25 protein-coding genes are annotated in these 23053 nt (G+C 67.3%); 1 reads left to right on the top strand and 24 read right to left on the bottom strand.

Annotation, left to right across the window (positions count from 1 at the left end):
• Window positions 1–158: 158 nt before the first annotated feature.
• From AC3WJI_RS00325 to AC3WJI_RS00225, 21 genes are all read right to left on the bottom strand, one after another.
• On the bottom strand, window positions 159–368 hold the full coding sequence (locus AC3WJI_RS00325) for a DUF2274 domain-containing protein (RefSeq protein WP_492755232.1): 210 nt from the start codon (window positions 366–368) through the stop codon (window positions 159–161).
• Window positions 365–1579: a TraB/TrbI/VirB10 family type IV secretion system protein gene (locus AC3WJI_RS00320; protein ID WP_492755231.1), complete on the bottom strand. Its 1215-nt coding sequence runs from the start codon at window positions 1577–1579 to the stop codon at window positions 365–367. The genes AC3WJI_RS00325 and AC3WJI_RS00320 overlap by 4 nt, the downstream gene beginning before the upstream one ends.
• Window positions 1576–2574, bottom strand: coding sequence for a P-type conjugative transfer protein TrbG (gene trbG / locus AC3WJI_RS00315; protein WP_492755230.1), 999 nt, complete (start codon window positions 2572–2574; stop codon window positions 1576–1578). The genes AC3WJI_RS00320 and trbG overlap by 4 nt, the downstream gene beginning before the upstream one ends.
• The gene (gene trbF / locus AC3WJI_RS00310; protein ID WP_492755229.1) at window positions 2571–3254 is read right to left on the bottom strand and encodes a conjugal transfer protein TrbF; all 684 of its coding nucleotides are present in this window, start codon (window positions 3252–3254) and stop codon (window positions 2571–2573) included. The genes trbG and trbF overlap by 4 nt, the downstream gene beginning before the upstream one ends.
• 6 nt (window positions 3255–3260) lie before the next feature.
• Window positions 3261–4712: a P-type conjugative transfer protein TrbL gene (gene trbL, locus AC3WJI_RS00305; RefSeq protein ID WP_492755228.1), complete on the bottom strand. Its 1452-nt coding sequence runs from the start codon at window positions 4710–4712 to the stop codon at window positions 3261–3263.
• A 1-nt stretch (window position 4713) separates the two neighbouring features.
• The gene (gene trbK-alt, locus AC3WJI_RS00300) at window positions 4714–5052 is read right to left on the bottom strand and encodes a putative entry exclusion protein TrbK-alt (RefSeq protein ID WP_492755227.1); all 339 of its coding nucleotides are present in this window, start codon (window positions 5050–5052) and stop codon (window positions 4714–4716) included.
• Window positions 5053–5063: 11 nt separating this feature from the next.
• A complete protein-coding gene (gene trbJ, locus AC3WJI_RS00295) occupies window positions 5064–5810 on the bottom strand; it encodes a P-type conjugative transfer protein TrbJ (RefSeq protein ID WP_492755226.1) in 747 nt (248 codons plus the stop codon).
• A 5-nt stretch (window positions 5811–5815) separates the two neighbouring features.
• Entirely contained in the window at window positions 5816–8242 is a 2427-nt protein-coding gene (gene trbE, locus AC3WJI_RS00290) for a conjugal transfer protein TrbE (protein WP_492755225.1), read from the bottom strand.
• A gap of 7 nt (window positions 8243–8249) precedes the next feature.
• Window positions 8250–8528, bottom strand: a complete 279-nt coding sequence (locus tag AC3WJI_RS00285) for a VirB3 family type IV secretion system protein (protein ID WP_492755224.1) — start codon at window positions 8526–8528, stop codon at window positions 8250–8252.
• Complete coding sequence (locus AC3WJI_RS00280) at window positions 8528–8857, bottom strand: TrbC/VirB2 family type IV secretion system protein (RefSeq protein ID WP_492755223.1); 330 nt, start codon at window positions 8855–8857, stop codon at window positions 8528–8530. The genes AC3WJI_RS00285 and AC3WJI_RS00280 overlap by 1 nt, the downstream gene beginning before the upstream one ends.
• Window positions 8854–9828: a P-type conjugative transfer ATPase TrbB gene (trbB, locus tag AC3WJI_RS00275; RefSeq protein WP_492755222.1), complete on the bottom strand. Its 975-nt coding sequence runs from the start codon at window positions 9826–9828 to the stop codon at window positions 8854–8856. The genes AC3WJI_RS00280 and trbB overlap by 4 nt, the downstream gene beginning before the upstream one ends.
• Window positions 9829–10098: 270 nt before the next feature.
• A complete protein-coding gene (locus AC3WJI_RS00270) occupies window positions 10099–10386 on the bottom strand; it encodes a hypothetical protein (RefSeq protein ID WP_492755221.1) in 288 nt (95 codons plus the stop codon).
• Window positions 10387–10505: 119 nt separating this feature from the next.
• Window positions 10506–10934 (bottom strand): CopG family transcriptional regulator, encoded by a 429-nt coding sequence (locus AC3WJI_RS00265; RefSeq protein ID WP_492755220.1) that lies wholly within the window; start codon window positions 10932–10934, stop codon window positions 10506–10508.
• Complete coding sequence (locus AC3WJI_RS00260; RefSeq protein ID WP_492755219.1) at window positions 10931–12901, bottom strand: conjugal transfer protein TraG; 1971 nt, start codon at window positions 12899–12901, stop codon at window positions 10931–10933. The genes AC3WJI_RS00265 and AC3WJI_RS00260 overlap by 4 nt, the downstream gene beginning before the upstream one ends.
• A gap of 11 nt (window positions 12902–12912) precedes the next feature.
• Window positions 12913–14655, bottom strand: coding sequence for a relaxase/mobilization nuclease domain-containing protein (locus tag AC3WJI_RS00255; protein WP_492755218.1), 1743 nt, complete (start codon window positions 14653–14655; stop codon window positions 12913–12915).
• Between the two features lie 247 nt (window positions 14656–14902).
• A complete protein-coding gene (locus AC3WJI_RS00250; protein WP_492755217.1) occupies window positions 14903–15616 on the bottom strand; it encodes a lytic transglycosylase domain-containing protein in 714 nt (237 codons plus the stop codon).
• Window position 15617: 1 nt separating this feature from the next.
• The gene (locus tag AC3WJI_RS00245; protein WP_492755216.1) at window positions 15618–16541 is read right to left on the bottom strand and encodes a DUF736 family protein; all 924 of its coding nucleotides are present in this window, start codon (window positions 16539–16541) and stop codon (window positions 15618–15620) included.
• Window positions 16538–17068, bottom strand: coding sequence for a DUF2840 domain-containing protein (locus AC3WJI_RS00240; RefSeq protein ID WP_492755215.1), 531 nt, complete (start codon window positions 17066–17068; stop codon window positions 16538–16540). The genes AC3WJI_RS00245 and AC3WJI_RS00240 overlap by 4 nt, the downstream gene beginning before the upstream one ends.
• On the bottom strand, window positions 17065–17340 hold the full coding sequence (locus AC3WJI_RS00235; RefSeq protein ID WP_492755214.1) for a helix-turn-helix transcriptional regulator: 276 nt from the start codon (window positions 17338–17340) through the stop codon (window positions 17065–17067). The genes AC3WJI_RS00240 and AC3WJI_RS00235 overlap by 4 nt, the downstream gene beginning before the upstream one ends.
• A 106-nt stretch (window positions 17341–17446) precedes the next feature.
• Window positions 17447–18187, bottom strand: coding sequence for a DNA -binding domain-containing protein (locus tag AC3WJI_RS00230; RefSeq protein ID WP_492755213.1), 741 nt, complete (start codon window positions 18185–18187; stop codon window positions 17447–17449).
• A gap of 201 nt (window positions 18188–18388) precedes the next feature.
• Entirely contained in the window at window positions 18389–18712 is a 324-nt protein-coding gene (locus AC3WJI_RS00225; RefSeq protein WP_492755212.1) for a DUF736 domain-containing protein, read from the bottom strand.
• Window positions 18713–19416: 704 nt separating this feature from the next.
• Between AC3WJI_RS00225 and AC3WJI_RS00220 the strand changes: the two genes are divergently transcribed.
• A complete protein-coding gene (locus AC3WJI_RS00220) occupies window positions 19417–19755 on the top strand; it encodes a hypothetical protein (RefSeq protein WP_492755211.1) in 339 nt (112 codons plus the stop codon).
• 31 nt (window positions 19756–19786) lie between these two features.
• Here the strand turns inward: AC3WJI_RS00220 and AC3WJI_RS00215 are convergent, their stop codons facing one another.
• From AC3WJI_RS00215 to ligD, 3 genes are all read right to left on the bottom strand, one after another.
• Window positions 19787–20332, bottom strand: coding sequence for an AAA family ATPase (locus AC3WJI_RS00215; protein WP_492755210.1), 546 nt, complete (start codon window positions 20330–20332; stop codon window positions 19787–19789).
• Between the two features lie 111 nt (window positions 20333–20443).
• Window positions 20444–20611 carry a hypothetical protein gene (locus AC3WJI_RS00210; protein WP_492755209.1) on the bottom strand — a complete coding sequence of 56 codons (168 nt, stop codon included), beginning with the start codon at window positions 20609–20611 and terminating at the stop codon, window positions 20444–20446.
• A 259-nt stretch (window positions 20612–20870) separates the two neighbouring features.
• Window positions 20871–22760, bottom strand: a complete 1890-nt coding sequence (gene ligD, locus AC3WJI_RS00205; RefSeq protein WP_492755208.1) for a DNA ligase D — start codon at window positions 22758–22760, stop codon at window positions 20871–20873.
• Window positions 22761–23053: the final 293 nt, after the last annotated feature.

The following is a 23053-nucleotide window of genomic DNA, read 5'->3' as shown; positions in this document are numbered from 1 at the left end:
CGCGAGGGGGAAGCGCGGCGACCCTTCCCGTGCCGGCCTTCCCAAGGCGGCTCGGGACAGGCGGCGCGGATCAGCGAACGCCGGTACTCCTGGCCGTTACCTTTTTGCCGACAGAGGCGACGCGCAGGCTATCGCGCGCGCCGGACAAGGCATTCAAACTACCGCCGAACCTTCGCGAATTCCCGATCGCTGGCCATGAAATGCACGAGCATCGGCACGATCAGCTTGGCCGGTCCGCCCGAAGGCTGTCCCGTTACCGCGGCATGGGCATCCGCATAAGCCAACAGGTCGCGATACACCACCGCAGGCAGGTCGATCGTGATTTTGACTGGCTTATCGTCGGGGATCCGACCCAGCTTTAGCGTCATCGTGATCCCCCTTCTCCGGGCGCGACCACGATGTCTCGCGTGACGATCACGCGCAGCTGAAAGGCCGGCCGAATGGTGAGCGTCGGCTGGACCCCCATCTGGCGGCGCACTAAGTCCTGACCGGTGCGGCCGATGGACTCGGACGCGCCTTGGCGCAGGGCGCGAACTAGGTCATCTTCGTCGCCGCTAGCGACCTCGGTCCCGACGCTCAGCAAAGTCGAGACGAGCGCGGCGCGCAGCATCCCGCCCCAGTGCTGGTTCACGCGATCCTCCAGACCCGAATAGCCTGAGGCGTCGGCGCCGGGCAGCCGATCGAGCTGAATTGAGCGCCCGTCGGGCAGGATCAGACGGTCCCAGGCAAGCAAAACCCGATTCTGGCCGAACGAGACCTGCGAATCATATTCGCCGATCAGCCGGCTCCCCTGCGGGATCAGCAGATAACGGCCGCTGACGCTGTCATAGACATTCTGGGTCACCTGCGCCGTGATGGTCCCCGGGAGGTCGGAACGGATGCCCGTGATGAGGGCCGCCGGGATGACGCTCCCGGCCTGCACGATATAGGGCGAGCTCGGCGCTGCGACGCGGAAGTTGCTTTCGGTCGGACCATTGCCGTCAGCGCGCAGGAAGTTGCGCCTGGCCCCCTGGTCGCTCGCGGGAGCTGTCGGAGAAGCAGGCCCGGCTGCGGTGCCCGCCACCGCCGGCAGAGCGACCGATCCCGGAGCTAAGGTGGCTTCCGAAGTGGTAGCGCTTTCGCCGCCGACGAAAACCCTGCTGGTCCGGGCCGCATCGCGCTCCTGCCTGACGCGCTCGCGCGCCGTCTGGGCCGCGTTGGCGCCGTTCCCGGTAGACGCAGCAGGAGGCGGAGCGCCAATCGCTGGCGGTGTGACATCCGCGCCGCGCTGCTGCGCGGACAGGATCGGACGCCCGAGATCGCCGGGGAGCGGCGGCCCCAGCTTCGGGACTTGGGAATAGTCCTTCGGGGCGCCGGCAAGGCTGTCGGACGTTGCGCGATTGTCGGTCGCATAAAGCTCGGTCTGGCTCTTCGGCGCCGACGGCTGGAGCGCATAGATCAGCGCTTCACCGATGCCAGCGGTCGCGAGCAGCCCGACCACGGCCAATGCCTTGCGCGAAAGGCGCATGACGCGAGGCGGATCGCTGCGCAGGCGCAGATCAGGAGGTGCCATCGGAGCCGGTTCGTCAGCGGCGCTCATTTCGACTTCCCCCGGCGAGCATGATCATCGCGGTGAATTCGAACGCGCTGTTCGGACTTGCCCGCGCCCAGGCGTAGCTCGGCGCAGGCGAAAAGACGATCGACCACCAGGTAGCGGCCGCGCAGGCGGAAATTGACCAGCTCGCCCTCGCCCTTCGCGCCGACGATGAACAGCGGCGGGAGATCGCTCTGGCCGATGTTCGGCGGCAGTTCGACGAAGACCTGCTTCCCGTCGTCAAACGCGCGGAGCGGTCGCCACTCGGGATGGTCGCCTTCAATGCGATAGCCAAAGTGCAAGGCGTCGATATCGATGTGGGACACGACAGGCACCGCGACCGCAGCGACGCGATTGCGCGCGGCAAGCGCGATCAGCGCATCCTGCGGATAGGTCCAGGAGACCGAAGCCATATAGGTCTCGGGCGTAGAGCGCAGCTCGAGATGATAGGTGCGGCGATCGGTGTTGATGACGAGGTTGGTGACGAGCCCCGTCCGCGTCGGCTTGATCAGGATATGAACGCGCTGCCCGGCCCCCTTCCCGCTCACGGTATCGCCGATGATCCAGCGGACCGTGTCGCCGGCCGCGACCGGTCCCGGCCCGACGAGCTGCTCCCCTTCCTGGAGCGCGATGTCGGTTACCTGTCCGGGCGCAGCATAGAGCTGGTAGAGCGCGCCTTCCGCCCAAGGGTAAAGCTGGATCGCGTTCAGGAAACCTTCGCGCATCGGTTGCATGCGGGCCGCCGCGTTCGCGGTGCCGATCCGCGCCCTGGGATTGGCCTCTCGTGCAGCCGCCGCGGAGATCGGCTTTAGCTGTCCCGGCAGCGGCAAGGGCTCCGGAATCCGCACGATCTCGACTGGCTTCGGCGGATCGGGCGGGGGCACCGCCGCAGGCGCGGTGTCAAAGGCTGGCGGGCGCGTCTGCGCGTGCGATGCTGAGCAGGCGGCGAGCGGCGGGAGGATGAACAACAGCGGCAGTATGGGCGTGCGGTGATGGATCATTGCGAGAGCTCCTTTGACCAGTTGAGGGCGTTCACGAACAGCCCGAGAGGGTTCTTGCGCAGCGCCTCGGACGTCCGCGGCGTCTGGATCACCACCGTCGCGATTGCCGACCAGCGCTCGGTCGCGGCAAGGCTGCCGTCCTGATACCGGCGCTCGGTCCACGAGATGCGGAAGCTGTTATCGGAGGCGCGGATTACGCTGGAGACGTCGACCGCGATCTGCAACTTGCCGACCTGCCCGAAGGGGTCGTTGTTCCGAGCATAGTCGTTGAGCGCGAGCGCGCCCTTGGCAGTGGTGAAGTCGTAGGCCCGCAGCCAGCTTTCGCGCAGAATGACAGGGTCAGCGGGGATGCCGCGGACGTTCTCGATGAAGCGCGCCAGATGGTAAGCGATCTGCGGATCGCTCGGACGATAGTTGGCCGCAGCCGGCGCGATAGCCTGCGCTTCGCCAAGCTTGTCGACCTGGACGATCCACGGCGTGATCGTGCCGCGCATCGCCATGCCAATCAGCCCGGCGATGGCCAGCGCCAGCAGGGCAAGCGCCGCGAAGCAGGCAAGCCGCCAGCTGCGCGCCTGGACGCGCGACGAGCCGATACGGTCGTCCCACGCCTGACCGGCGCGTTGATAGGGGGTCTGGGGCTCTGGCGTTGCGCCATAACGCACGGTCGATCGTCGAAACATGGCAATTCACTCCTTGTCGGTCACGCTGACGGAGGCGCCAGGCCCGCGGCTGTCGCCGCCGCGCAGGGTGTGGGTCGCGACGGAAGCGCCATGGACGATCGCTTGATGGCGACGCATCGACTTGGCCCAAGCCGGCGGTTCGCTGCGCGTCGAGTTCGCCGCAGGCAGGGCTGCCAAGGAGCCGGCATCGGCCTCAAGTACAGGTGCCGCCGTCGCGCCCACCGCCTGAGGGTTTGGTATGTCGCCGCCGTCGCGCTCGACCGGACCGCCCCCGGTCTGCTGCTTTGGCACACCGCCTGAATCGCGCTCCACTGGCGCGGGTGCCGGCGCAGGCGCAGACCCTGATGAGATGCTGGCGCTTATGGGACCGCCGCTGCTGCCGCCGCCTGATCCGCTCATCCCGGCGGCGCGACGAAGCGGTGACATCGCGCTGCCGGCCGCGGTTTGGCCGACATTGCCGATGCCCGACGCGACGCCGGCGATGCCCGACTTGCCTTCGGCGCCAACGCGATATGCGCCGGCGGCAGTACTGACCGTCCGGCCGGCCCCCGCCAGCGCGCCAGCGGCACCGAGCGCGGCGCCTCCAGCGGCCGCGCCGGCCGCAATGACGCCACCGGCGGCGAGCGCGGTGCCGGCAGCCGCGCCCGCACCCAGTTGCGGGCCGCCTGAGACGATGCCGCTGGCAATGCCGGGACCGAAGATGCCGAGGCCGAGCAGGCAGAGCGCGCCGAGCACGATCGCCATCGCGTCCTCGATCGTCGGCTGCGCGTTGCCGATCGCGTTGGTGAATTCGGAAAAGAGCGTCGAGCCGATGCCGACGATCACGGCCAGTACCAGCACCTTGATGCCCGATGACACCACGTTGCCGAGTACGCGCTCGGCCATGAACGCAGTCTTCCCGAACAGGCCGAACGGGATCAGCACGAACCCGCACAGCACGGTCAGCTTGAACTCGATGAGCGTGATGAAGAGTTGCACCGCCAACACGAAAAAGGCGAGCAGCACGATTACCCAGGCGAACAGCAGGACGACGATCTGGATGAAGTTCTCGAAGAAGCTGATATAGCCCATCAGTCCGGAGATGGACTCGAGGATCGGGCGCCCAGCGTCGAGCCCGACCTGCGCGACTCGGCCCGGCTGGAGCAACTCCGCCGTCGTAAATCCCGTGCCTGACGCCTTGAGCCCGAGCCCTGCGAAGCTCTCGAAGACGATCCTCGCAAGCCTGTTCCAGTTGCCGATGATGTAGGCGAAGATGCCGACAAAAAGGGTCTTCTTGACGAGGCGGGCAATGATGTCGTCGCCTTCGCCGAAGGTCCAGAACAGCGCGGCGAGCGTCACATCGATGACGATCAGCGTCGTGGCCAGGAAGGCGACCTCGCCTTGCAGCAGGCCGAATCCGGAGTCGATATAGGAAGTGAAGACCTCGAGGAACCGGTCGACGACGCCAGTGCCGCCCATGTCATTGCTCCTGATTGAGCGCGGCGTCCTCAGGGACGGTCGCCGGTTCGGTGGTTTTGCCGAGCGCGTCGTCGACGAGCGGCTCAGCGGGGGCGGCGCCGAGGAACCGCCGGCGGTTCTCGGCCCAGGCTGCGAGGCAGCCCGGGTCCGAGCCCGCCGCCTGCCCGGCCAACTGGCAGCTCCGAAGCTTGGCCTGGAGCGGGTCTTTGGGCAGGTCGGTCGAGAGGGGCGCAGGGGACGATGCCGACTTCGGCTCGTCACGCAAGGCGAGAAGGCCGATGGCGAGGGCGACGCCAAGGCAGGCGAACGCGCCGATGCGAGCGGGAAGCCGAATGTTCATCGCCCGGACCTTCAGCGGTGGAACATCTGGACCGGGGTCGGGCGATAGCCGGTCCCGGGCGCCAGGAAGCGGCGCAGCTGCTCACGGGCCTGATCCTGCGCTGCGGCACGCTGCGAGGCTTCGAGCGCCTGCGCGCGTCCTTGCGCCGCGACCACCGCGGTAAGGTCGGCGAGCTGCCGGGCCTGGAGCGCAAGCAGCTGGTTGCTTGCCTGGGCGGCCTGTAAAGCGCCGGAGGCCGACTGGCTGGAGCCGATCAGCCGGTCCATCGCAACGCGCGAGCCTTCGATATTGCTGACCACCCCGGCCTGGACCTTGAGCGCGTCCTCGAAGCCGGCGACGGTGTCCTCCCAGCGGGCGCGGGCCTTGTCGACGAGCGCCTTGTCGGTCAAGGACATCAGCGAGCCGCGATAGCGGCTGGTGAAGGCCTGATCGATCGACTGGACCGAATAAGCGATGCGCTGCGCGTTGGACAGAAGCTGCTGGGTCGCGCGGACCTGGGACTGGAGCGCGGCGAGCGCGGAGGTCGGAAGCGATGCCAGGTTCCTGGCATCGTTGATCAGCGACTGCGCTTCATTCTGGAGCGACTTGATCTGATTGTTGATCTGCTCGAGCGTCCGCGCGGCAGTCAGTACATTCTGGGAATAGTTGGTCGGGTCGTAGACGACGCCGCCGAACTGGGCATGCGCCGGCGCCGCCATGCAGAGCAGCAAAGCCGATCCGCTCGAAAGTGCGAGGCGGCGTAGCATTGGGGTACGCATGACATTTACTCCTGGTGAGTGACGGGGAGAAGGTCGGCGGCCCAATCGAGACCGCAGGCGCGCAGCCACGCTGCGGCAAAGCCGGCACGGTCATGGGCTTCGAAAAGTTCGGCGATGCGCCGCTGGTCGGTTCGCGACGATGCCGCGGCGAAGGCGAGCGCGACCTCGCCGAGACCAAGATCGAACAGGCGGTTGCCGCGGCGCGACTGGCAGTAATAGTCGCGCTTGGGTGTCGCCCGGGCGAGTATCTCGATCTGGCGGTCGTTCAGGCCGAAGCGGCGGTAGATAGCTGCGATCTGCGGCTCGAACGCACGCTCATTGGGAAGGAAGATTCGGGTCGGACAGCTCTCGACGATCGCCGGCGCGATCGCCGAAGTCTCGATATCGGCAAGGCTCTGCGTCGCGAAGACCACGCTCGCATTCTTCTTGCGGAGTGTCTTGAGCCACTCGCGTAGCTGGGCGGCGAAAGCCGGGCTGTCTAGGACGAGCCAGCCTTCGTCGATGATGATCATCGTCGGGGCACCGGTCAGATGTGCTTCGATACGGTGGAACAGATATGACAGGACGGCAGGCGCGGCTGCACTGCCGACCAGTGCCTCGGTCTCGAATGCCTGGACGCGCGCATCCCCCAGATGCTCGGATTCGGCATCGAGCAACTGGCCATGCGGACCACCGACGCAATAGGGGCCGAGCGCCTGCTTGAGTTGTTGCGACTGGAGCAGGACCGCGAGGCCGGTCAGCGTCCGTTCGAATACCGGCGCAGATGCCAGCGAGTTGAGGGCCGCCCAGAGATGCTCCTTCGCCTGCGGATCGAGCGGTACGCCTTCGGTGGCGAGGATCGCCGCAAGCCATTCGGCCGCCCAACTGCGCTCGGCGAGGTCGTCGATCCGCGCAAGCGGCTGCAGCCGAACGCCAAGCGAGCCTTCGTCCTGCGGCGCAGCCCCAAGATCCTGCCAATCGCCGCCCATGGCTAGGGTGGCGGCGCGGATCGACCCGCCAAAGTCGAAGGCGAAAATCTGGGCCTGATCGTAGCGGCGAAACTGCATCGCCATCAGCGCGAGCAGCACCGACTTGCCGGCACCGGTGGGGCCGACGATCAGCGTGTGGCCGACATCGCCGACATGGAGCGAGAAGCGGAACGGGGTCGAGCCTTCTGTCCGCGCGAAGAACAAGGGGGGGCCATCGAAATGCTCGTCGCGCGGCGGCCCCGCCCAGACCGCCGACAGCGGCACCATATGCGCGAGGTTCAGCGTCGAGATCGGCGGCTGGCGGACGTTGGCGTAGACATGACCGGGCAGGCTCCCCAGCCACGCCTCGACGGCGTTCATCCCCTCGGCGATGACAGTGAAGTCGCGGCCCTGGATAACCTTTTCGACCAGCCGCAGTTTCTCGGCCGCAAGGCCCGGATCGCCGTCCCAGACGCTGACGGTGGCGGTCACATAGGCCTGGCCGACCATGTCGCTGCCGAGTTCCTGCAGCGCGAGGTCGGCATCCGCCGCCTTGTTCGAGGCGTCGTTGTCGACCAGCACCGACGCCTCGTTGGTCATCACCTCCTTGAGGATAGCGGCGATCGACTTGCGCTTGGCGAACCATTGCCGGCGGATGCGCGAAAGGAGCCTCGTCGCGTCGGTCTTGTCGAGCATGATCGCGCGCGTGACCCAGCGATACGGGAAGGCGAGCCGGTTGAGATCGTCGAGCAGCCCTGGAAAGGTCGCGCTCGGAAAGCCGGTGACGCTCAGCGCGCGCAGATGCTGATTGCCTAGCTTGGGCTCAAGGCCGCCGACCAGCGATTCGTCGGCCAGGATCGTGTCCAGATACATCGGGATCTCGGGCACGCCGACGCGCTGCCGCTTGGTCGAGATCGTCGAATGGAGGTAAGTCAGCGTCTCGCCGTCATCAAGCCAGTGCGCCTCGGGCAGGAAACCTTCGAGCAGCTGGAGCAACCGCGTGCTGCGGTCGACGAAGCCGGCGACCACCTCCTGCGGATCGACGCCGGCCCGCGATCGGCCCTCGTAGAGCCATTCTTCGGCGCGCGCGGCGTCCTCGGCGGGCGGCATCCATTGCAGCGTCAGGAAATAGGCGCTTTCGAAATGCGCGCCTTCCTCGGCGAACTGCTCGCGGCGCTCGCGCTCGACGAGCGCGGAAGCCGGGTCCGGAAAAGCGTCATCCGGATAGTCGAGCGCCGGCACGCGCTGCGCCTCGAAGAAGATCGCCCAACCCGAGCCCAGCCGACGCAGCGCGCTGTTGAGGCGGCCGGCGGTGGCGACCAGCTCCGACGGCGTCGCCGAATCGAGGTCGGGACCGCGGATCGCGGCGGTCCGCTGGAACGAGCCGTCCTTGTTGAGCACCACGCCGGGAGCGACCAGCGCCGCCCAGGGCAGGAAGTCCGAAAGGGTCGCACCGCGGGCGCGGTATTCGCGCAGGAACATCATGTCCGCCTCACGCGCGCAGATAAGTGGGATAGCGCATGTGACGCCGCCCGACCTCGAGGAATTGGGGATCCCGGCGCGCTGCCCAGACAGCGGCGGCGTGGCCGACGGCCCAGATGAGCAGTCCGACCAGCCACAGGCGAAGGCCGAGGCCGACGGCCCCTGCTAGCGTACCGTTGACGATCGCGACCGAACGCGGCGCACCGCCGAGCAGAATCTGTTCGGTCAGCGCGCGGTGGACAGGCGCGTAATAGCCCGGGATGGCCGCGCCGGGATCGAGCGTATCCATCAGATCAGCGCCCCGCCGCCGAAGCTAAAGAAGCTGAGGAAGAAGGAGCTGGCCGCGAACGCGATGCTCAGCCCGAACACGATCTGGATCAGGCGCCGGAAGCCGCCCGAGGTCTCGCCGAAGGCCAGGGTCAGGCCGGTCACGATGATGATTATCACCGCGATGATTTTGGCGACCGGCCCCTCGATGCTCTCCAGGATCGACTGGAGCGGGCTTTCCCAAGGCATAGAGGAGCCCGAGGCGTGCGCCGGCCAGGCCAGTATGGCCGCCACTGCGCAGGTGGTGAGTGCCGCCGCACGGGTGCGGGCGGCGGAAAGCGAGACGTTCATTCGGCTTCTCCGTCGGTGAGGAATGCAAGGCGATATTCGCCCGAGGGCTTGAGCCCCCGGACGCGGGCGAGCTCGGCAAGGCGGCGGCCGGTGCCATCGCGCACCAGCACCGCGATCAGGCCGATGGTTTCGGCGATGAGCGGGCGCGGCACGGTGGTGACGGCCTCCTGGATGAGCTGCTCGAGCCGGCGCAGCGCGCCGAGCGCGGTGCCGGCATGGATCGTTCCGATGCCCCCGGGATGACCGGTGCCCCAGGCTTTGAGAAGGTCGAGCGCTTCGGACCCACGAACTTCGCCGATCGGAATGCGGTCGGGGCGAAGCCGCAGCGACGAGCGCACCAGGTCGCAGAGCGTCGCCACGCCCTCCTTGGTCCGCATCGCGACCATGTTGGGCGCGGTGCATTGCAGTTCGCGCGTGTCCTCGATGAGCACGATGCGATCGCTGGTGCCGGAGATTTCGGCGAGCAGAGCGTTGGTCAGTGTAGTCTTGCCGGTGCCGGTGCCGCCGGCGACCAGGATATTCTCGCGCCCGGCGACTGCGGCGCGAAGGGCCGCGCACTGGCTCGGCGAAATAATCGCCGAAGCCACATACTCGTCGAGGGTGAACACGGCGACGGCAGGCTTGCGGATCGCAAAGGCCGGCGCGGTCACCACCGGCGGCAACAGCCCTTCGAAGCGCTCACCCGATTCCGGAAGCTCGGCCGAGACGCGCGGCGAGCGGCCATGGACTTCGCTGCCGACATGATGCGCGACCAGGCGAATGATGCGCTCGCCATCGGCCGCCGTCACGGTCTCGCCGGTGTTGGCGAGCCCGCTTCCCAGCCGGTCGATCCAAAGCCTCCCGTCGGGGTTGAGCATGACCTCGACGATTTCGGGATCGTCGAGCCAAGCGGCGATCGAAGAGCCGAGCGCGGTCCGCAGCATGCGAGCGCCCCGTCGCGCGGCTTCGGAACGGACTGGCGTTGCGCTCATCGATCGGCACCCTGGCTAGGCCGGCGCGATACTGCACCGGCGACAGGGCTGACTAAGAAGGCAGGAATTTTGCGCTTGGCAACAGGGACTTATCGGCGTCGCATCGTGGCGTAGAATAAGAAAGTGCCGGCGCAACGCCATGTTGGACGAGGTGCCGCGGCATGGTCGACCGGCCTCGACGGCGCCCGTCCGAGTCGTTTCGGTTATTCGACCGACGCTACTGCGGTTTCAGCCGCTCGGAGGGCGGCGTGGACAAATTGCACGGGCGGGTTAGTCGAGCGCCCATTTCGATGAAGCATCCACGGTGTCGCGCCCCATGTGGCGAATGAAGGCGTGACGAAGGCCCTGCCGTTGCTCGCGCCACTTCGTCGGGTCAGCTTTCGGATCCGTACCGTCTGCCATGAATAGCCAATCGACGAATTGATCTGCGGTGACGGGTCCATGTTCTGGAATGAAGTCGTCGACATGCGACGGACATCCATCAACGATCCATCCGCACCAACCACGCTCGACGCAAACTTCGTGCATGAGCGCGTCGTAACCGGGCCGATGTTCCATCAGCTTTAAATACCAGCACCCGCAAACACCGGTAAAGCGTGCTTCGGGCGAGCATATTGAGTTCCAGACTGGACGGTCATGATCGAGTCGAGACGGGTGGAACCTAGACATCGAGGTTGTTATTGACCGGGCGGGGCCGGGTCGCGATCTTCGGAAATCTCGTTCCGAAGCCTCGGCCCGAACTCCATCCTGCGAGTGAGCGTCTCGACAAACCGCTCCCAGCGTTCCTTGCCCATCGCCTGCGCGGCGGCGAGCGCGGCATCCGGCAGCGGCGGATTGTTGATCAGCCAGAACCGCACGAACAGCGCCAGTGTCTCATTGCCCAGCTCGACGTGCCAGAGAAGACGTTCGGCCTGCCGCGACAGGCGGTCGAGCCGGCGGCTGAGTACCGCCTCAAGATGCTCACTGCTGTCCTCGGAAAGGAAGCTCGACAATGCGGTCTCGACGATAAGCGCCTGGGCCACGCCTTTGCGGGCGGCATAGTCCGCCAGCTGCGCAGAGAGTTCGGGCGGCAGCCGGAACGTGTGCTTGATGCGAAGCGCACTCATAAATCACCTCCGTTCTTTGGATCGAGCGAAATTCGGCGCGCCGTGCCACGCAGGCGACTGTTCAAGCGTCGCGCGGCGGCCGTGTCGTCGGTTGGTGCGTCGTCGAAATCGAACTCGCCACGGCGCGGCGCGGGAGGCGTGACGGTGTCCGGCACCTCGGCCAGCTCGGTCTCGCAGCGAATTCCGCCATTGGCGCTGTCATCGGCACGCTGTGCGGCTAATTCAGTCTGCGGGTGCCCGAGACTGGACAGTGCCGTCCAGTCGCTGGGGCGTACATTCTGCTCCCTCCCCCGCGGGGGTGGATCGACAACCCGGGCGGCAAGCCGCGGGTCGCTGAAGTAGCGGACCTTGCGCGCACGTATCGGTCGGATGCCGGCCACCATGACGATCTCGTCGTCGGAGGGCAGCTGCATCACCTCGCCAGGCGTCAGCAAGGCCCGCGCGGTCTCGGTGCGCGACACCATGAGATGCCCGAGCCATGGGGACAGGCGATGCCCGGCGTAGTTCTTCATCGCGCGCATCTCGGTCGCCGTGCCGAGCGCGTCGGAGATCCGCTTGGCGGTGCGCTCGTCATTGGTCGCGAAGCTCACGCGCACATGACAATTGTCGAGGATCGCGTTGTTCGGCCCATAGGCCTTCTCGATCTGGTTCAGCGACTGGGCGATGAGAAAGGCCTTCAGCCCATAGCCGGCCATGAAGGCGAGCGCGGATTCGAAGAAGTCGAGGCGCCCGAGCGCTGGGAACTCGTCGAGCATGAGCAGGATGCGGTGCCGCCTGGTATTTGGCGTCAGCTCCTCGGTCAGCCGGCGCCCGATCTGGTTGAGCAGCAGCCGGATCAGCGGCTTGGTGCGGCTGATGTCCGACGGCGGCACCACCAAATACAGCGTCGCCGGCCGATCGCCTTCGACCAGATCCGCGATGCGCCACTCGGAGCGGCCGGTGACTTGGGCGATCACCGGGTCGCGATAAAGGCCGAGAAAGGACATCGCGGTCGACAGCACCCCCGAGCGCTCGTTCTCCGACTTGTTGAGCAATTCGCGCGCAGCCGAGGCGACTACCGGGTGCACCCCCGCCTCGCCCAAATGCGAGGTCGACATCATCGCCGCGAGCGTGGCCTCGATCGGACGCCTGGGATCGGAAAGAAAGGCGGCCACCCCGGCCAGCGTCTTGTCGGGCTCGGCATAGAGGACATGGAGGATCGCGCCGACCAGCAACGCGTGGCTGGTCTTTTCCCAGTGGTTGCGACGCTCGAGCGAGCCTTCGGGATCGACCAGCACGTCGGCGACATTCTGGACGTCGCGGACCTCGCACTCGCCCCTGCGAACCTCGAGCAACGGATTGTACGCAGCCGATCCGGGATTGGTGGGATCGAACAGTAGCACGCGTCCGACGCGGGCGCGAAACCCCGCGGTCAGCGTCCAATTCTCGCCCTTGATGTCATGGACGATCGCCGAGCCTGCCCAGGTCAACAGCGAAGGGACGACGAGGCCGACGCCCTTGCCCGAGCGTGTCGGCGCAAAGCACAGCACATGCTCGGCACCGTCGTGACGCAGATACCTGGCCCCGAGCCTGCCGAGCACGACGCCGTCCTCGCCGAGCAGCCCCGCCTCGGCGACTTCTTGGGGCGTTGCCCAGCGCGCCGAGCCATAGGTCTCGGCATGCTTGCGCTCGCGCGCCCGCCACACCGACATGGCAATCGCGACCGCGACCGAGACAATACCGCCCGAGGCCGCGATATAAGCCCCGCGCACGAACACTTCGGGCGCATAGGCGTCGTAGCTGAACCACCACCAGAAGAAGGCGGGCGGCGGATAGACCGGATAGCCTTGGACCGTGAACCAGGGCGGGCCCAGCTCGCCTTGATAGCCGAGCGCCTGTGCGGTCCATTGGGTCGCGCCCCAGACCGCGCCGACCACGATCAGCAGCACGATCGTGACCTGGCCCCAGAGGATCTTCGAGGACTGCATAGATTGTGCCCCTAGATGCCGAGCCCGCGGCTGCGGCCGATGGTCCAGTCGATTCCCCCGCCGGCGGTCATCGCCCCGGTCACGGTCTGTCCTAGCTGACGGTCTAGCGCGGGGCGCCAGGGGACGAGCTGGAAGCCGAGCCCGTCGTCGACCATCGCGAAGCGGCCCGAAGCGAGCGTCACCCGCTCGCGATAGGTGCCGGCGACCGTCGCGCCTGGTGCTGGCTGATAAGGGGTAAGGCCGGTGCGCGCGGCGATCCGGGCGCTCGCCTCGCTCACATCGGCGGCGCGGAGTGTCTCGATCAGGTTCGGCGCGAGCGCCGCGCGGCCGCTCCGCCGGCTCGCGAGCCCCTCGGCAATCAGATGTTCCTCGCGCGCCGCCATCGCCGCGCGAACTTCGGCGCCGAACCCCTGGGACGCGAGTGCGAAGTCCCCGGCGAGCAGCTGGCGATCGAGCCAGGTCGCGCCGCGCGCGGTGACCTGCCGGTCGAGCGGCAGGTCGCTCCGTACCGCGAGCGCCTGGCGCTGGGCGCCGCCGCGGTCCTGCCAGCCGCGCAGCTCGACGATCGCGCCGGGCGCGGCATCGCCGGTGAGTTCCAGATCGTTGAAGCGAAGATGGTGGTACCGGCCATCGATGCCGTCGACGATCGCATAGGTGGTGCCGGTCAGCTCGTCGTGAAGGCCGCGCGCGACCAGCCGCCCCATGACCGGCTCCGGTGCGGAAGGCGAATGGATCGCGAGGCTGTTCTCACGGATCGCATATCCGGCGCCCTGCATCGCGCGGTGCATCGTCTTGATGATGTCGCCGCGGTCGCCGAGTTCGCGAAGCCGTGTCTCGAAGTCGGGCTTGAGCGTCCAGCGCGCCGGACCCGCGGGGGTGGCCATGCCCAGCCGCTCGAGCTTCCGGGCGCGCCCCGCCAGGAGCAGCGTGCGGCGGTCGGGCGTCGTGCCGGGATCGTGACGCAGATCGACCGCGCCGTCCTCGCCGGCACGCGCGCGCAGGCCGCGATCGAGGCTGGTCCAACGGTCGGCCTCGACTTCGCGGCCGAGCGCCTGGCCGATCTCGCGCTCGCTGCGGGGACCCAGCTCGAGAGTCGCCCGCGCCTCGGCGCGGTCGCGTAGCCCCTGCGAGATATAGCCGCGGTCGATGATGAGATCGGCACCATCCTCGGCGGCCCCACGCACCAGGATATGGACGTGCGGATTGTCGGTATTCCAGTGGTCGACCGCGACCCAGTCGAGCCGCGTGCCAAGATCCCGGGCCATGTCGCCCATCAGCTCGCGGGTGAAGGTTCTGAGATTGGCGAGCTCGCTTGCGTCCTCTGGCGAAACGATGAAGCGGAAATGATGGCGATCGTCGGTGCAGCGCCCAGCAAAAGCGTCCCCGCTTGCGTGGTCGAACTGCGCATCGAACATCGAGGCGTCGCGCCCGTCGCGAGTCACGCCGTCACGCTCGAGATAGGCGATGTGCCGTGCGAGCGGCGCCGACCGGAAGCGTGGCCCAGAATGGCGGACGATCCGCGCCTTGACGATGACCCGGCGCGACGCCGCCGATCTCCCGTGCAAAAGTGCCACCCCGCGTCCTCGCCCCAGGCGTCCGGTACCGCCTCCGCGCCGGGCGCCCCGCCGCGCGAAGCCGACCCGGCCCGCCGCGCGCTTGACCTGCGCGGCGAGGCTGAGCGGCTTGACGCTCCCGGAACCTCGGCTTCGTCCCTTTCCGGGCCTGACGCGGATCTCGTCCTCGCCCGCGGTCACGCGCGTGCTCCCGGCGACGCTGCCAGCGCTCCAGATACTGAACTTGCAGGATAAATTCGGGCGGGCGACGGCAGGCTACGGAGGGAGACGGCGCAAATAAAATAAGCAGAACAACCAGTTGCGTCCGCCCCGACGGCCGCGCTTTTATCTCGCCATCCCCCACCACCTTCCTTCCCCACTCCCGACAGCCTGCTTTCCGCCACGGCTTCACTGCAGCAACCGGGCATCCGAGAAAGTCCGAAATGCGTCATTTCGGCGCGCCCGTCCGAGGGACGAATAGGCTGTCGCGCGGAGGTTCGGACGGCCGCAAGTCGGGCTTGTTTTGCGGTTTGGAAGCGCGGGAAACGCGCAGCTGGGATGGGTCCTCACCGGACTTTTCCGATGCGCGAACGAACAGCTCGCCACGCCGCCAAGCATCGGGATCGGGCAAGGCTCGGGCCGGCACCAGGGTGCCGCCGCCCATCATCCGCCCCGACAATCGGGCGACATAGGCGATGGTCTCGGGAGGCAAAGGACGCCCGGCGAGATTGGCTTCGTAGCGCCCCGGACCGGCATTATAGGCGGCGAGGAAACCGGGGTCGCCGTAGCGATCGAGCAGCTCGCGAAGATAAGCGGTGCCCGCGAGGATGTTGTCGCACGGGTCGAAAGGATCGATCCCGAGGGCGTAGCGGCGGCGCAGCTCGGCCCAGGTTGCGGGCATCAACTGCATCAGCCCCATCGCGCCCTTGGGCGACACGGCATAGACCGCGCCGCCGCTCTCCACCGCGATCAACGAGCGAATTAGCGTATCCGGAATCGCGAAGCGGTCCGCGGCGCGAGCGATCGGCGCATCGAGCCCTGTCGAAGATGCGCATGCTGCGACCGGGCCGGCATGCGCGCTCGCCAGAGCCGAGCCGAGGCATGCCGGCACCAGCGCCAAGACCCGCAATGGCCTGGCAAGGCGATGGCCGATCGCACGCATTCTATTGCTGCTCGGTCTCGCGGCGGCGCTGGTTGCGCTGCCAGAAGAGCAGATGCGGCTGGCCCTCGCTGATCGGCCGGAAGAGGTTGGCACGTATTGGCCGCGGGAATTGCGGGTCGTCGACGACGACCGCGAGATAGGCGCCGGCGCGTTCGCCGGTGCGCTTCCACGCAGCCCCGATCTCGGGTCCGTCGGCGTATTCGCCGGCATGGACGCGGTAGTCGGGAGCGTTCCGGATATCGCTCCTCGTTGCGGGAACAATCGCCACCGCCGCCCGCAGTCCGAGCATCTCGAGGCGGCCGACATAGCCGTCACCCTGCTCGCGAAATTCTCCGATCCTGATCATTTCAACGCTCCTTGGTCTTCGCTTGGGAAGGATTTCACGGCGCGCGGCGGCGCTCGGCGGGGCGGTCTCGCCGCTACCGGCAAGCCAGAGGGGGGAGAGCACCGCGACGATTCGACGCGCCGGCACCGGCCCGAAATAGCGCCCGTCGAAGCTGGCGGCCGACGCCGGATTGAGCAGGAAAACCTCGCCGGTGCCGAGGGTGCGACACCTGCTCCAGGATGGAAGCGGACGCCCGGCGCGGTCGCGCTCGCGCGCCTCCGCGACGCGCTTGCCGTCGATCGAAATGGCCAGGCCGACACGGCAGACGCGCTGCCCGGCGACCGCCGCGACATGCTTCAGCATCGGCGCGCGCAGCGGCAGATAGCCGCGCTCCGCCATCAGTCGGGCGACCGGCGCCGGCGCATGCGCCGCGACCAGATCGCCCACCTTCGCAGCTGTTGCGGGCCGCGCCGAATAGAGGCCGACGGGCACGCTGGCGCTGGCGTTCCAGATCAGCCGCGGCACCGGGCGGACAAAGGCCGGGATCATCACCGCGCCGATCGCGAGATAGCCGGTGAGCAGGATGCCCAAGCGAGTCATGCGCCGATCTCACGGCGCAGCAGCCAGGCGCGATGCCGCGCCGGCGAATAGGCCCGCGGCGCGAAGCCGGCGACCAGCCGGTTATGCGCATGGCGCCAGTAATCGGGCGCGACCGCGCTCGGATCCACGCCCATATCCTCGACGGCGTCGATCAGCGCGAGCGCCCGGCGGACTTTGGGCCAGCCGCCCAGATGCAGCAGCAGTTCGCCGCCGGGCGCGACGCAGGCAAGCGTCGTAAAGGCTTCACCGGGCGGGACGGCGCGAACGATAGCGAGGCGGGAAAGGACGGTGCCATAGTCGTTCGACGCCCAGCGGACGAAGGCGAACACGCTGCCGGCGGCGAACGAGAGCAGGCGCCGCCGCCGATCGAGGACCTGGTCGAGTAGCGGCGCGCCGAAGCGAATCCAGCGCTCGGTCGCCTGCTCTACCCAGGTCAGCTCGACCGTGGTTATCCCCGCCAGGGGAGAGGCTTGTCCACCTGCGGGGACAAGCGCGCCGGTCCCGGAGGAGGCGACCAGATCGCTCATCGCCGCACCGCGCCCTTGCGGTCGAGGATGCTCGGATCGATGCGCTTGGCGGGGTGAACGATGCCGGTGCCGCTGTCCGAAGTCGAGCGGCGGACGCCCTGGTCGGCCCAGCGGATCAGGTCGTCGACCGAATAGACGATGCGTCCGCCGAGCTTGCGGTAGACCGGGCCGGTTCCGTAGCAGCGGTGCTTCTCGAGCGTGCGGGCGGACAGGCCCAGAAGCAGCGCGGCATCGGGCGTCCTGAGCAGCCGCTGCGTCGTCTCACCTGTCATCCAAGCCTCCGCGTTGGCCCGGTAAGTTCCTCGGGCTCGTTCCAATCACCGGCATTCAATGGCGGCGGATGGCGAGGCTGAGGGAGCGGGCGAAAGCGCACCCCAGCTAATGTCGCCCCGAGGCGGTGAACAGCCCGCGATAGCCGCGCGCGGCGAGCGCGCGCGCCTCAGCGACGAGCCGCTGGACGCGGCGGCGCTCGCTCATTGCCTTCCACGGTACGGCGTCGGTTCCGGCGAGCCAGGGATAGACGAGTCTCGTGCCGATCTCGCGATTGCTGGCGCCCGCCAGGGCGGCGTCGAGCACGCGCAGGAGCAGCGCCAGGCGCTGGCGCTGCAAGGCGCTCGGGCGCAAGACGGCCAGCGGCTCAGCGACGCTCAGCCCCGCGAACATGCGCCGGGCCGCGTCGCAGGCGGCGGCGCACAGCGCGTCGCCGTGCGGCGGCAGCAGGACGGCCAGCGGCGCATCGCGAGCGGCGGCCATGACCTGAAAGCGGTGCCTGGCGTCGGCGATGTCGAAGACGAGGTGACGCAAATTGGCGAGGCTAAAGTCCACGACCGGAGCGACGTCCGGCAGCGCCGCCGCGCCGCCCAGGCCGCGCGGCGCGGCTACCAGCGAGACGATCGGCGAGGCGCAGTCGGCGCGCCAGATCGCGGGCTCGGCACGCACCGGGCGGTCGGGATCGAACAGGCGCACCAGCCCCCAGCGCGACGCTTCAAGCAACGCCGCCTCACTGGTCAAGCTCCCTCCGCGAGCCCGCCAGGCCGCGCGATATGCCGGATTTCGCCGCAGGAATTCCTGCGCGAAATCGGCGCGGTCGTGCTTCGCTAGCCATTGGGGCTGGGCCAATAAGGGCGAGCGAATGGCGACGGCGAAGCGCTCCGGCCGGGACTATTCCCGCCGGAAAGGCTCGCCATTCGCCGCCCGCTTTCGAACGCCCCGTGACGGTCCAGCCCTGTCCCCGCGCGCGGCCAGCCTCCCATAGCCCCGAGCCAAACCAGACACGCGAAAGGCGCCCCCCCGTCGCCGGCGGGGCGCCTTGGCCTCGTGTCAGTCGTTGCCGGAGCGCCGCGGGCGCGACCAGATCAGGCTGTAGGTCTCGCCGCCCTCGTCGTCGAACAGGTTCGCGAAGATGGGCTGGGTGAAACTCGGATCGTCGAGCTTGACCGAGAGATAGTCGCGCTGCTCCGCCGAGGTCTTGGACCAGGCGGCGCCGATCTCCGCGCGGCCGACATAGACCCGGTGGGTCGGTGCGTTGTCGTTCGGGCGGTTGTCTTCTGGAACGATCCGGACGCCCTTGGCCTGGACGCTGAGGGTCACGATCGAGCCCTGATATTCCTCGCCGACCTTCTTGAAGCTGCCGATGTTCGCCATGTCACTTACTCCGTTTTCGAGGACCGCCCCATGCGGCCTCGATGGCGTCAGAAGGACGGGTGCGAATGACGCCGCAGCTCTGCCCGCAGCAAAGCGGAGGACTGCCCAAACGGGCTTTCTTGCCTCGCGAGGAATGGGCGTGTCCGGGGTCCCCGCGCGCTCGCGCGTGGGGGTGGAAGCCCAGGGGAAGAAAGTCTGCTTGGGCAGTTGCGGCCAGTCAGTCGAGGCGAAGCCGGTATCCGGCCACACCGCCATCAACGAGGCCTCAGGGGCGGCCGGGAAGCGCGAGATGATGATGGTGAACGATCCCGCGCATCATTCAATCGGCGTGGCAGGTTGCGACCAGACCCGTGAACCAGGCAGAATCCGGACCCGACCGGCCGACCGCACCCCGAAACGCACGCCCCTGTCTGCCTCTCGGCCGCGCGCATAGGTGTGCCGTAGCCAAGCTCGCCGCGCAGCCTAGCATTCGATCGTCAGCCGGCCACCGTGCACCGCTCGACATCGCACTGATCAGAGGCGGGGCAGGGACTCAGGACGCTGGCTGCCCCAGGTATGCAATGCCTCGACGCGAGGCTTAGGCGCCCGCGAACGGCGGGTGCCGATCGCAAATCAGCACAAGGCGACCAGTCAGGTTGGACTCAGCCTTTCAATGTTCTATATTCGTTCCATCGAATCACAGACAGGACATGAACGTGGCTGGCATGAACAAGGCAGCGGAAGGCAATCGCGCACTGAGCGAGAGCCAGGCGGAATATTCGAAGCGGCTGTTCGATGCCGTGCTCGAAACGGTGATCGGCCTCAATGCGGTGCCCGGCACCGAGGGCGGCTATGTGAGCCCGGATATCGTGCGGATCGCGCTCATTGACGTGATGGTCGCAGTCGATTTCAATTGCGGTCTGGGGCGGGTGCCGAGCGAGCGCCGCGAGACCGGCGAATATATCGGCAAGCGCTACGCCAAGCTGCTCAAGGACTTCGTCGACACTCCGGAATGCGCATGGACGCCGGCGATGCAGGTCAGCCGCGAAGGCGCGCTAAACTAGGTCGTGAACTCATGATGACCGAGATCGGGTGTTAAAGCGGACGCGAGCTATCTGTGACGCGGGACAAGACGAAGTCAGCACGGGCAGCGACAGTGTCGCGAGGTAGTTCGATTGGCGCGTATCCAGCGTGCAGATAGGCCGCCTTCATACGATGGTAGTCGCTCAGGGCTTTTTCGAAGCCGTGGCGCCTATCTTCGTTGACTTCGTAAATCTCAGGCCAAGGCGCAGCGAAAAAGACACGATCATAACGGTAGCGGGTAACTTCCGAGGGGATTGGACCACCTCGCGAGACTATTATCACCCCTGCGTCGACAACGCCGCGATCGAAAAAGGTAAGCCCTCGCGCCGCTTCGTGATCCGCTACGGACATGGCCATCACGCGCCGGCCAAACGCCAGTGCATCGACTGACGGGAGCGCACGTCCATCGCCTTGCTGCTCCTCACGCAGGATCCGTAGCGCCGCTTCAGCGACCACGGGATGGCCACGTCCTGCAAGCTCGGAAAGCAGGGTCGATTTGCCTCCTCCCGAGCACCCCGAAAGCATCACAAGCACCACTTCATCCCTTTCGATCCGCATGATCGAGATGCCGATCTAACCCACCACTCGCGATGTGTTAATGTCCGGAACGGGGCGACAGCCGACAGGCAGATTTTTTGAGTCTGCGGCCTGGCCCGGAAGCCTCCGCCCTCAGCGGACGAAGGGATCAAATTCGCGGACGATCAGCAACGGATCTCCGTCGAACTCGCGCTCTTCGGCGACGCCGAAATTGCTGCCTTCGATCCGGAACACGACCATGACGGTCATGAGCGTTCGCGAGAGGTTCCAGGCGTTCCTTTGTGCGAGGTTGAGCGGCATGTCCGAGCTCCTGTCCGGGAGCGAGGACCGCCCCCGCTCGACAGGCGCCCGAAGTGCCCGGCGCACGGCCGCAATCACCGCGGAGGCGCAGCCGCAGCGGCCGCATGCGAGGCATAGCGGACCCTTTACGGGTTGATGGCGTTAGGCCGTGGGCCGGGCCAAGGAAGTGCCTCCAGGAGCGGGGGCGGTCCCCGCGAGCAGGAGCCGACCGCGCGCCGGTCTAGCACAGGTCAGTGTACGGACGATCCTCGCGGCTTTATCAAAGATCGGGCAGGACCTGGTCCGCACGGCCCCAGCCGAGCAGCGCTCTCGATCCGGCACGGCGCACCAGTTCGGCCGCATCGCCGACGTGCCAGCGGGCGGGTGTCGCGATCGTCTCCATTTCCTTCCACGTGATCGGCGCCGCGACCGGCGCGCCCGAGCGCGCCCGCACCGAATAGGGCATCACGGCCGTCGCGCCGCGCTGGTTGCGCAGATAGTCGACGAAGATGCGCCCCTTGCGCTGCGCCTTGGGCAAGGCGGCGGTGAAATTGGCGGGATCGGCCTGGGCGACCGCCTGCGCCAGCCGATGTGCGAAGTCCTTCACCTCGGGCCATTCGGCCTTCGGTACCAACGGCGCGATGACATGTATCCCCTTGCCGCCGGTGACCATCGGGAAGGTCTCTAGGCCGATCGACTTGAGGATGTCGCGGAAGTGGAAAGCCGCGCGCCGCACGGCCTCGAAGTCGAGGCCTTCATCGGGATCGAGGTCGAACACCAGCCGGTCGGCCTTCTCGACATCCTCGATCCTGGCGCCCCAGCCATGAAACTCGATCGTGCCCATCTGCACGCAGGTCATCAGCCCGTCGGCGGTGTCGATATACAGGTACGGCTCTTCATGGCCGTCCTTCTCCATGATGCCGACATGCTTCACCGCGTCGCCGAAGCTCCCGGCGTCATGCTTCTGGAAGAAGCATTTCTTGGCGCGGCCCTGCGGGCACCGTACGAGGCTGATCGGGCGGCTGCCAATCCAGGGCAGCATGATCCCGGCGACCGCCGCATAATGGTCGGCAAGCTGCCCTTTGGTGATGCCGCTGTCGGGATCGATGATGCGCTCGGGGTTGCTGATCTTGACGGTGCTGACCGCCGGCGCCGCGATGTCCGCGACCGGAATTTCGGTCTCGAGCACGATCGCCTCGGGCTTCTTGTCGGCGCGCAGCCCCAGATAGCTGGGGTGCCGCAACGTGCCCTCGTTGGTCATCTCGGTATAGGCGATCTCGGCGACGAGACGCGGCTCCAGCCAATGCGCACCGCGCACTTCGGCGCGCGGTGCCTTGACAGTCGGCGCCTCCTGCTCGAGCGGCTGCATCGTCTCCATCAGCCGGAAGATCTCGTCGTTGGAAAAGCCGGTCCCGACCTTGCCGGCGTAGCGCAGCACGCCGTCCTCGTGGACGCCGAGGATCAGGGACCGAAAGGCGCGCGACTTGTCGGACGGCGTCCAGCCGACGACTACGAACTCCTGCCGCTTGATGCATTTGGTCTTGAGCCAGCCGCCCGATCGCGAGCCGATATAGCGCCCCGTCGCCAGCTTGGAGATCACGCCTTCCAGGCCGGCCGAGCAGAAGCTGGCGAGCAGTCTCTCGCCACTGCCGACGATGTGATCGGAGAAGCGCAGACGATCATTCCGCTCGGGGAGGATCGCGCGCAGCCTGGACTTGCGCTCGACCAGCGGCAGCGAGGTCAAATCCTCGCCATCGAGCTCCAGTAGGTCGAAGGCGTAGAAATCGATCGTTGCCGGCGCACCCTTCAAGGCGCCCTGCAGCGCCTGGAAGCTCGACCGCCCGTTCGCGTCGAGCACGACCGCCTCGCCGTCGATCAGCGCCGAGCGAACCTTCAGCCTGGCGGCCTCCGCTACAATTCCAGAAAATCGATCGGACCAGTCGAGGCCGGATCGTGTGTAGGCGCGGGCCTCGCCGCCACCGACTGCGGTCAGCGTGCGATAGCCGTCATATTTCATCTCGTGCAGCCAGCGGTCGCCTGCCGGTACGGTGTCGACGAGCTGGGCCAGCTGCACCGGGCGGAATGGCGGCGGCTTCAGCGCCGCCCCCCCCATGCGCGCAGCCAGCCGTCGCGCAGTCGTCGTCTTCGTCGCTATAGTCGCCCGGGTCATCGGAACACCTCCGACACTCAGACTCGATTCGACGTGGAGTCGTTCCACGCAGCCAATGGCGCGAGAACAAGCCGTCAGGCGACCGCAAAGTGGCTCTCTCGCGAGAGGCCGGCGGCAGCGCGGCGTGCGCGCGGGCCTGTGGGCCAGCCGCCGCGCTGCCCTCCGGCCGCGCGAGTGTGCCATGCGGAAGCAAGAGGCGCGCGAACCCTGGCGGCACCGCAGGTGCCCGCCAGCGTGCGCTCCGCTGAACCCCGCATTCCAACCTGGGCCTGCTTCTGATCAAGGTAGGAACG

This window comes from Sphingomonas sp. FW306-1B-B10E (assembly GCF_058782005.1).
The sequence above is the reverse complement of the archived record's forward strand: the minus strand, read 5'-3'. Positions and strand labels throughout refer to the sequence as shown.